Origin of the sequence: Brevibacillus aydinogluensis (assembly GCF_961514395.1) — a bacterium.
Taxonomy (GTDB): Bacteria; Bacillota; Bacilli; order Brevibacillales; family Brevibacillaceae; genus Brevibacillus; species Brevibacillus aydinogluensis.
The window spans coordinates 2,674,915-2,688,086 of the sequence record NZ_OY569118.1 but is presented as its reverse complement, the minus strand read 5'-3'; the positions used below and the strand labels follow the sequence as shown (position 1 = coordinate 2,688,086).

9 protein-coding genes and 1 pseudogene are annotated in these 13,172 nt (G+C 57.4%); 7 read left to right on the top strand and 3 right to left on the bottom strand.

Annotation, left to right across the window (positions count from 1 at the left end; genetic code table 11):
- The first annotated feature begins 68 nt into the window (after positions 1 to 68).
- The 4 genes and pseudogenes from Q7F15_RS13245 to ltrA all read left to right on the top strand — a co-directional run bounded on the left by Q7F15_RS13245 (position 69) and on the right by ltrA (position 6,000).
- Positions 69 to 551, top strand: a complete 483-nt coding sequence (locus Q7F15_RS13245; protein WP_171565377.1) for a hypothetical protein — start codon at positions 69 to 71, stop codon at positions 549 to 551.
- Between the two features lie 269 nt (positions 552 to 820).
- On the top strand, positions 821 to 2,755 hold the full coding sequence (locus Q7F15_RS13240; RefSeq protein ID WP_304414456.1) for an ABC-F family ATP-binding cassette domain-containing protein: 1,935 nt from the start codon (positions 821 to 823) through the stop codon (positions 2,753 to 2,755).
- Between the two features lie 245 nt (positions 2,756 to 3,000).
- Positions 3,001 to 4,071 (top strand): branched-chain amino acid aminotransferase, encoded by a 1,071-nt coding sequence (locus tag Q7F15_RS13235; RefSeq protein ID WP_171565375.1) that lies wholly within the window; start codon positions 3,001 to 3,003, stop codon positions 4,069 to 4,071.
- A gap of 667 nt (positions 4,072 to 4,738) precedes the next feature.
- A pseudogene (gene ltrA / locus Q7F15_RS13230) lies at positions 4,739 to 6,000 on the top strand (group II intron reverse transcriptase/maturase).
- A gap of 117 nt (positions 6,001 to 6,117) precedes the next feature.
- On the opposite strand, the gene Q7F15_RS13225 reads toward ltrA, so the two are convergent.
- Both Q7F15_RS13225 and Q7F15_RS13220 read right to left on the bottom strand, forming a co-directional pair.
- The gene (locus tag Q7F15_RS13225; RefSeq protein WP_171565374.1) at positions 6,118 to 7,104 is read right to left on the bottom strand and encodes a P1 family peptidase; all 987 of its coding nucleotides are present in this window, start codon (positions 7,102 to 7,104) and stop codon (positions 6,118 to 6,120) included.
- 175 nt (positions 7,105 to 7,279) lie between these two features.
- On the bottom strand, positions 7,280 to 7,504 hold the full coding sequence (locus Q7F15_RS13220) for a hypothetical protein (protein WP_171565373.1): 225 nt from the start codon (positions 7,502 to 7,504) through the stop codon (positions 7,280 to 7,282).
- Between the two features lie 313 nt (positions 7,505 to 7,817).
- Between Q7F15_RS13220 and Q7F15_RS13215 the strand changes: the two genes are divergently transcribed.
- Positions 7,818 to 8,960, top strand: a complete 1,143-nt coding sequence (locus Q7F15_RS13215) for a virulence factor (RefSeq protein ID WP_171565372.1) — start codon at positions 7,818 to 7,820, stop codon at positions 8,958 to 8,960.
- Positions 8,961 to 9,228: 268 nt separating this feature from the next.
- Positions 9,229 to 10,521: a phytoene desaturase family protein gene (locus Q7F15_RS13210; RefSeq protein WP_171565371.1), complete on the top strand. Its 1,293-nt coding sequence runs from the start codon at positions 9,229 to 9,231 to the stop codon at positions 10,519 to 10,521.
- A gap of 80 nt (positions 10,522 to 10,601) precedes the next feature.
- Here the strand turns inward: Q7F15_RS13210 and Q7F15_RS13205 are convergent, their stop codons facing one another.
- Complete coding sequence (locus Q7F15_RS13205; RefSeq protein ID WP_171565370.1) at positions 10,602 to 11,414, bottom strand: serine hydrolase; 813 nt, start codon at positions 11,412 to 11,414, stop codon at positions 10,602 to 10,604.
- 124 nt (positions 11,415 to 11,538) lie between these two features.
- Between Q7F15_RS13205 and Q7F15_RS13200 the strand changes: the two genes are divergently transcribed.
- Positions 11,539 to 13,170 (top strand): peptide ABC transporter substrate-binding protein, encoded by a 1,632-nt coding sequence (locus tag Q7F15_RS13200; RefSeq protein WP_171565369.1) that lies wholly within the window; start codon positions 11,539 to 11,541, stop codon positions 13,168 to 13,170.
- The last annotated feature ends 2 nt before the right edge of the window (positions 13,171 to 13,172 follow it).

The window sequence follows — 13,172 nt, the reverse complement described above, 5'->3', positions numbered from 1 at the left end:
CTGCAGTTACTCCTCGGCCTCCAGGAAATGGTTTATCATGGTAACAAACAAAAACAGAGGAGGAAAATATGTCAGCAGCGTTTCATGAACGGAAGGCGTTACAGATGACCTTGCAGTCATTGCTGGAACTGCGGGTATCCTTGAGACGCGAGTACGTTGATCGTGACAAAGAATTGGGGAGCGAGATCAAACAGGTTTTGCACCGAATCCGTGAGCTGGACGAGCAGTACGGCCTTCCTGCCGAGACACAAGAGCAGGAAGAGGACCTTGCGAGCTGGCAGGCGATGCCGCGAGAAGTGTTGGACAAACACGTAGGGAGACCCAGAAAGGCGTATCAGCACCACGATTATCCGGGAATCGCCAAGGATATTGAAGCGATTCTGGAGGAAGCGGCAGGACCGCTGACGCTTGCAGAGTTGTATGACAAACTGCAGCAGAAAAAGGGCGTTGAATGGCCAAGTCCATACATAATTGTGCAAAAGGCATTGAAGCATACCGATCGCGTTCGGGTATCGAAGGAAGGCAGAAAACTGCTGTTTTCCCTGCAGTAATTCCTGGAGCCTGGAGCGCGGGGGGCTGCGGTCTGTTTCTAAGATATCGCCATCGTCCGGTGCAGCTGACTGCTCCCGACAGGCCGTCCCCTTTGACGAAAGAAGCTGGGGTTTGCTACGATGAAACGGCGAGGTTTCCTCTTCGTGACGTCTAGCAGAACCAACCCCACCGGAAGAAAACGGGTGCCAGGGGAGAAGTCCCCTGGTTTTTTGCTATCTGTCTTCCGGAGCACGGGTTGATCCATCTTTCACAAATTTGGGTGACGACAATGCATATCCTATCAGTTGAACATCTCTCCAAGAGCTATGGGGAGAAAGTCCTGTTTGACGACATATCCTTTCATATCGCCGAACAACAGCGGATCGGGCTGATCGGCGTCAACGGCACGGGCAAATCCACGCTGTTGAAAATCCTGGCCGGACAGGAGACGGCAGACAGCGGACAGATCGTTCACGCCAAATCCTTTCGCGTGGAGTATTTGCCGCAGCATCCGGTTTTCGTGGAACGCTCCACCGTGCTGGAACAGGTGTTTTACGGCGACACGCCGCTCATCCAGTTGCTGCGCCAGTACGAGCAGGCCGTGGCTGACCTGCAGACCGACCCGCATGACGAGAAAAAACAGGCACGGCTGTACTCGCTGCAGAGCAGGATGGACGCGGCCGATGCCTGGGAGGCCAGCACTCAGGCCAAAACGATCTTGACGAAGCTGGGCATCCACAATTTTACCCAACAGGTGCACGAACTGTCCGGCGGGCAGCGCAAACGGGTGGCGCTGGCCCGCGCCCTGATTCAACCGGCAGACCTGCTCATCCTGGATGAGCCGACCAACCACCTGGACAATGAGACGGTGGAGTGGCTGGAAGATTACCTGTCCCGCTACAAAGGGGCGCTCTTGTTCGTCACGCACGACCGCTATTTTCTAAACCGCGTCACCACCCGCATCTGTGAGCTGGATCGCGGCAAGCTGTACAGCTATGAGGGCAACTACGCGGTCTTCCTGGAAAAGAAAGCGGAACGGGAAGAGCGCGAAGCAGCTGCGGAAAGCAAACGGCAAAATCTGCTGAGGCGGGAGCTGGCCTGGCTGCGCCGAGGGGCAAAAGCGCGGACGACCAAACAGAAGGCCCGCGTCCAACGCGTGGAGGAACTGCGCGACCGTAAAGTGGATGGACCGGTGCAAACGATCGAGATGTCGCTTGGGGCCAGCCGATTGGGCAAAACCGTGATGGAGATCCAGCACATCAGTAAAGGGTATGGGGAGCGCAAGCTGATTGACGATTTCAGCTACATCGTCCAGCCCGGGGACCGCGTCGGCATCATCGGCTCCAACGGCAGCGGCAAGTCAACCCTGTTGAACATGCTCGCGGGCCGTATCCAGCCGGACGCGGGCACCATCGTGGTGGGGCAGACGGTCAAACTGGCTTACTACACGCAGGAGAACGTGGAGATGGACGAAGGCATGCGCGTGATCGAATACGTCAAGGAAGCGGCCGAAGTGATTCGCACCAGCGATGGCCAGACGATCACCGCATCCCAGATGCTGGAGCGGTTTTTGTTTCCGCCGCATCTGCAGTGGACCCCCATCTCCCGGCTGTCGGGCGGGGAAAAACGGCGGCTCTACCTGCTGCGCACGCTGATGGGCGAGCCGAACGTCCTTTTCCTGGACGAGCCGACAAACGATCTGGACATTCAGACACTGAGCATCCTGGAGGACTATCTGGAACACTTCCCCGGCACTGTCATTACGGTGTCTCACGACCGCTACTTTCTTGATCGGACCGTTGACCACCTGTTTGCCTTCGAAGGGGATGGGAAAATTCGCCACTTCATGGGCAATTACTCGGAGTACCTGGACACGCGACGCCGGGAACAGGAAGCGGAAGCCCTGTCCAAACGGCGCGCGGACAAGGCGCAGTCTGCGGCGGCCGACTCCCGTGACGGAAGCGGAGCGGGCAGGGGAACCAACCGTCCGCGTCGACTTTCCTACAAGGAACAGAAAGAATGGGAGCAGATCGAGTCCCGGATCGCGGCGCTGGAGGAGCGGAGCGCAGCGTTGAAACAAGCCATTGCCGAAGCGGGCAGCGATTACGCCAAGGTGGAGAAGCTGTTTGCGGAAGAACAGCAGGTGTCAGCCGAGCTGGAAGCGGCAATTGATCGCTGGGCGGAACTGTCCGCGTTGATCGAGGAGATTGAACGCAGCAAATAGTCGGCAGCTTTAGGCACAGCTTTAGTTCGTATGGCAGGAGACCTCCCGGATGTTTCGGCTTCCGGGAGGGGCTTCATTTTGCGGAGGGCTTCTTTTTTGCGGGAGTGACCTCACACCCGCCATTGAACACAGCCGTAACAGCATGATCGTCATATTAATGTTCAGAATAGTTTTTCACTTCGGAACGGTTGTGCTATAGTTACGAGTAATCAGGATTTGTATCAAAGACAGGGAGATGAAAAGAAATGCCGTACCCGATCACCATCACGCAAACCGACCGCAAAAAAGAGAAGCCCGACAGCAGCTGTCTGGGCTTTGGCCGGTATTTTACCGACCATATGTTTGTCATGGACTACTCCGCAGAAATAGGCTGGCACGATCCGCGAATCGTTCCGTACGCGCCGCTCGCACTCGACCCGGCGGCCTTGGTGCTTCACTACGGACAGGCCATTTTTGAAGGCATGAAAGCGTATCGGACCAGTGACGATCGCATCCTGCTGTTTCGTCCCGAGAAAAACGCGCAGCGGTTGAACCTGTCTGCCGCCAGACTCAGCATGCCGTCGATTGACGAAGAACTGTTCCTGGAGGCGCTGCGAACCCTGATCAGCCTGGAAAAAGACTGGGTGCCGCGGGAACGGGGAACGTCGCTCTACATACGTCCGTTCATGTTCGCCACAGAGCCTTACCTGGGGGTCCGGGCGTCCGAGTCGTACAAACTGGTCATCGTCCTGTCACCTGTCGGCGCCTACTACGCAGGGGGAATGAAGCCGGTCAAAATCCATGTGGAGAGCCGCTACGTCCGTGCCGTCAGGGGAGGGACCGGCTTTGCCAAGGTATCCGGCAATTACGCGGCCAGCCTGAAGGCGCAGGAAGACGCGCATGCAAAAGGCTATGAACAGGTGCTGTGGCTGGATGCCATCGAGAACAAATACATTGAAGAAGTAGGCAGCATGAACGTGTTTTTCAAAATAAACGGGGAAGTGTGGACGCCTCCGCTGCACGGCAGCATCCTGGGCGGCATTACGCGGGACTCCGTCATCCACCTTCTGCGCGATTGGGGCATCCCCGTGCGCGAGGAGAAGCTGTCGATGGAAGACTTGTACGTCGCGTACACCAGGGGCGAACTGGAGGAAGCGTTCGGCACTGGGACGGCGGCGGTCGTATCCCCGATCGGAGTGCTGGGCTGGAACGATCACCACATGGTCATCAACCACGAACAGATCGGTGAACTGACGGCAAAGCTCTACGGCACCTTGACCGGCATTCAGTACGGAGAGATCGCCGACCCGTACGGCTGGATTGTGGAAGTCGAGTGAAAACGGGTATCGGCTCATAACAAAAAAGGCACGGGAATGGAGAAGCCCCTGTTCGGAACCTGTAAAAAACGCCCTCCGGCGGTTTGTCCAGCCGGAGGGCGTTTGTCGGTGCGCCCGGCATGGGCGGTAGCTATAGGGTGAAAGTCCCGAACGGGGGTTGGCTGTACCAACCGTTAGCTTAAGGCAAGGGTGTCCGCCGTGAGGCGGAATCTGAAGGAAGCCGGCGGCAAAGTCCTGACCTGAGGTACACGAACCCAATTTGAGGCTGTTGTACTCGGGCGAGCCTGCCGAACAAGGTGAAGCCCCATACAGCCAAGGAGTGCAGCAGTAAATTGGGCAGGTACATGGGACGAAAGTTACCGTCCTTACCCGGGGAGGTCTGCATGATACGCCTACTACCGTTGGCAACCGTCTCCGCGAGGGGGCGCTGAACATGCAGAAGTCAGCAGAGGCCATAGTACTCCGATAGAGGACGCTCGAAGGAGGAAGGGCCGAACATCAAGTCAACACATGTTCTAATCCCTTTCGATACGGTGCGTCGAAGCAGAATTCCGAAATGGAACTTCCTCTGAATAGTAGGGGTGAAGCCCCGAGGGTACAGAGAAGGGCTGAGCATCGTACGGCAAGCTTAGCAACATGTGTGCGAAGAGAGGAGTATCGTCAGGGCATGCTGGAGAAAGTGCTGTCACGGGACAACCTCATGGCCGCTCTCAAACGAGTGGAGGCCAACAGAGGTGCTGCGGGAATCGACGGTGTTTCAACCGAACAACTGCGCGACTACCTTCGTCAGCACTGGGCGACCATCCGGTCGCAAATCGAGAAGGGAACCTACAAGCCGTCTCCTGTCCGCAGGGTCGAAATCCCGAAACCTGACGGGGGAATACGATTGCTAGGCATCCCTACCGTGGTAGATCGCTTCATCCAGCAGGCCATCCTGCAGGTATTGACTCCCATATTCGACCCAGAGTTCTCCGACTCCAGCTTCGGGTTCCGTCCAGGCCGCCGTGCTCACAGTGCTGTGCGGAAAGCACAACAGTACATCAACGAAGGATTCCGGTATGTGGTCGACATCGACTTGGAGAAGTTCTTCGACCGGGTCAACCATGATATCCTAATGAGCCGGGTTGCCCGCAAGGTGAAGGACAAGCGCCTTCTTAAACTAATTCGCGCTTATCTGCAATCCGGAGTCATGGTCAACGGAGTGTGTGTCACGACGGAAGAGGGCACGCCGCAAGGTGGCCCCTTAAGTCCGCTGTTGGCCAACATTCTGCTAGACGACCTGGACAAGGAGTTGGAGAAAAAAGGGGACACCGTTTCTGCCGCTATGCGGACGACTGCAACATCTACGTCCGCTCCAAACGTGCGGGTGAACGTGTAAAGGCAAGTGTGGAGCGATACTTGACCAGGGTTCTCAAACTCAAGGTAAATCAACAGAAAAGTGCGGTGGACCGCCCGTGCAACCGGAAGTTCCTCGGCTTTAGCTTTATTCCGGGAAAGGAAGCGCGGATACGTCTGCATCCCAAATCGATCACCCGGTTAAAAGGACGAATTCGCCAATTAACCAACCCACATCGAAGCATGACCATGCAGGAGAGGATTCAAAAACTCAACCAATACCTCATGGGATGGATCGGGTATTTTGCGCTGGCCGAGGCGAAAACCCATCTTCTGCGAATAGAGGAATGGATTCGCCGAAGGCTCCGGCTCTGTCTATGGACGCAGTGGAAACGAGTTCGTACGAGGTACCGCGAACTTCGTTCGCTTGGATTTTCTCACAACAGAGCACTGGAAATCGCAAACACCCGAAAGGGGGCGTGGCGGACAACAAAATCCCCGCACATGCACAAAGCCCTTGGTATTGCCTACTGGCAACAACAAGGGCTGATGAGTTTGATACAGCGATATTTCACACTTCGTCAAGCTTGGTGAACCGCCGTATACCGGTCGGTACGTACGGTGGTGTGAGAGGACGGGGGTTAACCACCCCCTCCTACTCGATTGCTGCATGGCAGGTTTGCCACAAACGGCAAGCGAACTGCACCGACTTCAAGCCTGGGGGCGCAGATCGCGATAGGCCGGGATTCCCCCGGCGGTCTCGGCGGCAATGATCGCGTTGACGACCGCTTCGGCAAGCACGTCTGCCGACAGCGTGCCGACCAGATCGACGGAGGCGTCCACTCCGCCGGTGGCGGCTGCGAAAATGGTGTCGCCGTCGTGCATCGTGTGAACGGGAAAAATCGTCCGGGCCAGGCCGTTGTGAGCCATCTGCGCCACCTTGTTGGCCTGGGCCTTGGTAAAATTGGCGTTGCTCGCCACGACGGCGATCGTCGTGTTTGTTCCGGGCAGGATGGATGAAGTGCCCTGTTCGATCATCAGGGAGCGGATATCGCGAATCTGTCCGTGCTCGTCCCGCACTCCGGCCAATACCTTGCCGGTTGCCGGATCACGCACTTCGCCTACGGCATTGACGGCAACGATTGCCCCGACGACCAAACCGTTCGGCAGGCGGCGGGAGGCGGAGCCGAGGCCGCCTTTCATCGCGTGGCGCACGCCGGCCAGCTTCCCGACTGTCGCACCGGTTCCCGCTCCAACGTTGCCTTGCTTGACCGGATGGGTGTTTGCCTGCTGGGCCGCTGTGTACCCCATTTGCTGATCGGGCCGCACCTTGGCGCTGCCGACGGACAGGTCAAACAGCACGGCAGCGGGCACGATCGGTACGACACCCACGCCGACGTCAAACCCGATGTTCCGCTCCTCCAACCAGCGCATCACACCGCTTGCCGCATCCAATCCGTATGCGCTGCCCCCCGACAGGCAGATGGCGTGTACCCGTTCGATCAGGCAGGTCGGATGGAGCAGATCGGTTTCCCGTGTGCCCGGGGCAGAGCCGCGCACATCGACGCCGCAGACCGCCCCGTTTTCCATGACCAACACCGTACAGCCCGTCAGCGCCTCCGCGTCCTGCACCTGTCCCACCTTGACGCCCGGCACGTCCACGATGCTGCCGTATGCCTCGTGTTGTTCCCGCGTCACATTCTCACCGTCTTTCCTGGTGGTTTTCGCTAAGCCAACTGGCGGCTCTCCGGTCCCTGCCGGAATGTGCGAACCGTCGCCGCTCTCGCCATTTTATTGCCCGAAAATTCCGTCTGATGTGTCTTCATCATATACGATGGCCATTGCCCGATCAAGGGGTGGCAGGGCGCTTGATTTACAGAAAATCAGGATACCGCAGTCCGTCCCGGACAAACAGCGTTCGCACCCAGGCGTAGAGGCGAAGCGGGATGGACGGAAAGACGATGGCCAGTTCGCCGTCTTCCAGCACAGGCAGGTCCACGGGAGACTGGATTCGGTAGGGGACCCCCTTGGCGTTCAACAGCGTCTTGTACCGCTGGGCGTCGCGCCAGCTTACCGGGTAGTAAAACGATTTTTCCATCTGAACTCAACACACCTTTCCGGGGATTCCTGATTACCATTCTATGCCACAATCGTGAGATAAAAAAAGGCCGCCGTCCGGGGCCTTTTGTTTTGGGCCGCCAAACGAATGGAATGACGCAAACTTGCGTACGATACGGGAAGATTTCTGCGCTGATGCGAGCGGCCGGCCGGGCCGTCGGCAGTCTCGCAAGCGGCTGACGGAGACGCACGTCGAGGCAGCCAGGTGCAGTTTCGCGGGCCGCTGACATGGAAAGCAAGGGACAGTCGTGCTACGATAAACAGGAGTGATTGTGGCTGGAGGAGTGATTCATATGAAACTGTTGTCCATCGAGCCGACGCCCAGTCCCAACGTGATGAAGCTGAACGTGGACGAGCGTTTGCCTGACGGTGTACAGCGCGTATATACAAAAGAAACGACAGCGTCCCTTCCGGACCTGATCCGCAAGTTGCTGGCGATTGAGGGTGTGACGTCCATTTTCCACACGGCCGATTTTTTCGCCTTGGAGCGAAAGTCAACCGCTGACTGGCAGCGGATTCTGACGCAGGCCAGGGAAGCGTTTGGTCCTGATGGAGAAGTTGCACTGCCGGCTGTGGCGCAGGAAGCAGGCGATACCTGCTGGGGGGAAGCGCAGGTATACATTCAGATGTTCCGCGGCATTCCGATGCAGGTGAAGGTGACGATGGGAACGGAGCAGGTACGCACCGCACTGCCGGAGCGGTTCGGCAAGGCAGCCGTTCATGCGGGGTCAGCTTCGCCCAACCTGATTATGGAGCGGAAGTGGGTGGAACATGGCGTCCGCTACGGTGATTTGCGCGAAATCGGCGAGGTGGTGGCGCAGGAGATCGACGCCGCATATCCGCAGGAGCGGGTGGACGAGCTGGTGAAGCTGGCGATGCAGCAGGAGCCGGGAGAGGCGCCGCTGCAGCCGGAACGCCGGGAAACAAAAGTGGTTACGCTGGAGATGTTGGACGATCCCGACTGGCAAAAGCGGTATGCCGCCCTGGATGGGCTGGAGCCGACCGAAGCGGATTTGCCGGTGCTGATCAAGGCCCTGCACGATCCCAAAGCCTCCATCCGTCGGCTGGCGGTTGTCTACCTGGGGATGGTCGGCGGGGACGCGGTGCTGCCTCATCTGTTCGAAGCGCTGCGGGACGAATCCGTATCCGTCCGGCGTACGGCGGGCGACACCCTGTCCGACCTGGGGGACCCGCGCGCCATCGGCCCGATGGCAGAAGCGTTGAAAGACCCCAACAAGCTGGTCCGCTGGCGGGCGGCCCGCTTCCTTTACGAAGTGGGCGACGAGTCCGCGTTGGAGGCGCTGCGAGCGGCCCAGGACGAACCGGAATTCGAGGTGCGCCTGCAAATCAAGATGGCGCTGGAGCGGATCGAAAGCGGAGAAGCGGCCAGCGGCACGGTCTGGCAGCAGATGACGCGGCGAAACGAGCAGGGCTGAGATGCTTGTCGACGCATCCAATTTCCGTTTCCGATGTACGGCCCGATGTTCAGGTGCTGCTCCCGCTTAGGTGAATCACTTCGAGATATATCACCCGTCGGCGAAAGGTATGTGCGGTTGTAAAAAACTGGCGATATCAGCCAATAAATGGTATATCGAGTATAATATTAGACACAGTTCATTTTTAGTTGACTTCCACCTTGTCCATCCCTTATTATTCTATGAGGATTAGGAATCAACTTCGAGAGTGCGTAAGGGAGTTTGTTGTATGACTACCAATCACTATGACGTCGTCATTGTCGGCGGCGGACTGGCCGGATTGTCGGCTGCTGCCTATCTTTCGACCAAGGGCAAGAAAGTGGCGCTCTTGGAACGGGGTACCTTGGGCGGGCGAGCTGTCACGCTGAAACTCAAGGGCTTTAATTTCAACTTTGGCGCTCACGCCATCTACGGACGCGACACGTCCATTTTGAAAACGTTTGAAAAAGAGTTGGGCCTGCAGATCGACTGGCAGGATTTCAACCCCAACAAAGCCAAATACGACTTGGGAGACGACCTGACCGCCGTTCCGGCTAACGTGCAGGGGCTGTTCCGCACCAAGTTGTTGAAAGGGATTGACAAGGTCCTGTTTACCTTTGAAATCTTGAAAACGATGCTGAAGATGGAGACGGGCCATCCGCACCTGTCGATCCAAAAATGGATGGAGAAGAAAAACGTCAGCGAGGACGTGCGAGAAATGATGCTGACGCTGGCGTCTTCCAACTTCTTTACCCGGGAGCCGGAAAAAATCCCGTCCGACGTGTTTTTTACCTACTATCGCCGCCTGTTTACGACCAACAAGCCGGTGGCCTACATCGGAGGCGGTTGGCAGGCGTTGATCAACGAGTTTGTCCGCGTCATCGAGGCCAACAACGGCACGATTCTCACCAAGACCAGAGTGGAGGCGTTCCGCTGGGAAAACGACCGCGTGATCGCCGCCGTCACCCCGGATGCGGAGTATACGGCCGACGAGTTCGTCTGCTGCATTCCGCCCAAGGAAATGGTCAAGGTGTTCAAGGATACCAAGCTGGAGCACGCCATCGAACAGTACGCGTTGTACGAACCGACGGTCGTGGTGGTGTACGACATCGGCTTGAAAGAGCGGATCGACGTGCCCTACACCTATGTATACGACAAGCAGAACAACATTTTCATCACCGACATCTCTTACTACGACACCACCTGCGTGCCGGAGGGAGGCCAACTGCTGCAGGCGACAGCCTACCTGCGCCAATCGGAAGTTGGCAACAAGGAAGCGGTCGAACAGCGCAAACAGGAAATTGAACAGCTGTACGACAAGCACTTCCCGGGCTGGCGCGAACATCTGGTCGTCCCGCGCGTTTCGACGCGCGCCGTGGTGCAGGAGATCAAGTGGACCATGAACCAGAAGCCCATGCCGATCTTCCTGCCGGACTACCGTAACCTCTTCTTTGCCGGCGACTGGTGTGAAGGACAGGGACAGCTGTCCGAGCTCTCTTTCTCCAGCGCGTATGAGGCAAGCAAGCTGATTCTCGAAAAGTAGACACGCGATACAACAGAGGCGTCCTTCCCAATCGGGGAGGACGCCGTTTCATTGTGCGGCACCTGCCTGCACGGCATGGGTCAGGAGCGGCCCGCGTACAGGTCGTACACCATCCGTCCTATTTGTCCCATCACCTCACCGGCAGCCTTGGCATCCACGTTCTTCGACAGGGCGCAGATGATCACGGCGTGGCCGCCCACGTACAAAATGCCGGCGTCGTGCGTGATGTTGGTCACCGTTCCGGTCTTGTTCGCCAGCTCCCACTTGGGCAGCATGCCGATGACATCGCCTTCCGGATCGGGCAGGCGACACGGCAGCCGGTCGCGGTGCTGCTGCCGCTTGAGGATGTTGATCATCTGCAGACAGCTGTTGTACGAGATCGCTTTTCCCGTCGCCAAAAAACGGAAATGGCTGCCCATGTCGGCGGCCGTCACTTCGTTGTAGCCCTCCGGCTCCGCGGGCACAATCATCAGTTTGTTGTAAAACGAACTGTTGACCATTTCCGTACGGCTCATCGCGGTGCGAATGGCGTCCGTGCCGATCAGATCGATCAGCATGTTGGTCGCTGTATTGTCGCTTTGAATGATCATCAGCGTCACGGCGTCGTAGACGGTCAGTTCGGTGCCCGGGGTGAAGTGCTGAAGCACGCCGGCTCCGCCCACCTGATCCTCCCGACGCAGCCGGAGCTTGTCCGATAGGGCCAGTCTGCCGGCGTACGCCTCGGCAAACACTGCCGTCATGATCGGCACCTTGATCAGACTGGCAGCGTAGAAGCGCTGATGTTCGGCGATGCCGAGCCGTTCCCCTGTCCGCACATCCTCCAGGTAAATTCCCCATTGACCGCCGGTTTCTTCCGTTAATCTTTCAAGTGAAGGCCCGAGGGCAGAGAGCACCGCAGCCAACTCCTTTCGCGTACATTATTAATATAGGCAATAGACAAAATATTCATAAGATAAGATAATAATATGTACTCGTACTTGGCATAATCAAGAAAAAATGTTTCATGAGGGGGATGTTATGAAAACATTACAGAGACTGTCTCTATGCGCGGTTCTTCTGTCCAGCCTTGCGTTTGCCGGCTGTGGAGGGAATGGTGCGCAGGACGCGGCGAAACCTGCGGATACGCCAACCGCGCAGGGTCAGCAGGCAGCCGCGCAAGAATTGCGTGTCAACCTGAATACGGGTGACCCCAGCACGATCGACCCGGGACTGGCGGAAGACATTCCGTCCATGTCAGTGGCCCGCGCGGCGTTTGACGGTCTGCTGCGCCTCGACGTAAACGGCCAGCTCAAGGAAGCAGTCGCCGAGAAGTACGAAGTGTCTGCGGACGGGCTGACCTACACGTTCCATCTGCGCGACAGCAAGTGGTCCAACGGCGATCCGGTCACGGCGCACGACTTTGAATACGCCTGGAAACGGGTGCTCAACCCGGAGACGGCATCGGGTTACGCGTACCAGCTCTACTATCTGAAAAACGGGCAGGCGTACAATGCGGGCAAGGCCAAGGCGGAAGACGTGGGGGTAAAGGCAACGGACGACAAGACGCTGGTCGTCACGCTGGAAAACCCGGCTCCGTTCTTCCCGCAGTTGGTCGCTTCCGTCACCTACTTCCCTGTCAACAAGAATGTGGTGGAGGCCAACGAAAACTGGGCGGGCAGCCCCGAGACGTACGTGGGGAACGGTCCGTTTGTACTGAAGAAGTGGGAACACAAGTCGGTCATCGAACTGGAGAAAAACGAGTCCTACTGGGACAAGGATGCAGTCAAGCTGTCCAAACTGACGATCAACATGATCGAAGACGCCAATACCGAGCTGTCCATGTTCGAAAGAGGGGAACTGGACTGGGCGGGTTCGCCGCTGGGCGACTTGCCGCTTGATGCGCTCAATGCGCTGAAGGACTCGGGCAAGATGCAAACCCAGGCGACCGCCGGTACGTACTGGTACGTGTTTAATACGTCACAGCCTCCGTTCTCCAACAAGAAAATTCGCCAAGCTTTCGCATACGCGGTGAACCGCAAGGATATCGCCGAGAATGTCGTGCCGTACAAGAGCACGCCGGCGCTCGGCATCCTGCCGCCGACGATGGCCTTCAATCCGGACGGCTATTTCAAGGACGGCGACGTGGAGACCGCGAAAAAGCTGCTGGCAGAAGGCATGAAGGAGCTGGGCATCTCCAAACTGCCGGAGATCACGTTGTCCTACAACACGACGGAAGTGAACCAGCGCATCGCAACCGTTATCCAAGACCAGTGGAGAAAGGCGTTCGGCATCGAAGTCAAACTGGTCAACAAGGAAAACAAGGTTCACCGCGAGCAGATGAAGTTGGGCAACTTCCAAATCGGCAGGGCAAGCTGGATCGGCGACTTCAACGATCCGATCAACTTCTTCGAGGTCTTCAAGGGCGGGCTGAACACGTCCAAGTGGGAGAACAAGGAATTCCTCGCCCTGCTGGAACAGTCGGCAAAAGAAGCAGACCCGACGAAGCGCAACGAAATCCTCAAAAAGGCGGACGCCATCGTCATGGACGAAATGCCGGCGATGCCGATTTACTACTTCACCTACGCGTGGGTGAAGCAGGACACGGTAAAAGACGTCGTGGTGGATCCGCTCGGTTTCATCGACTTCAAATACGCATCCAACGAAAAGTAATT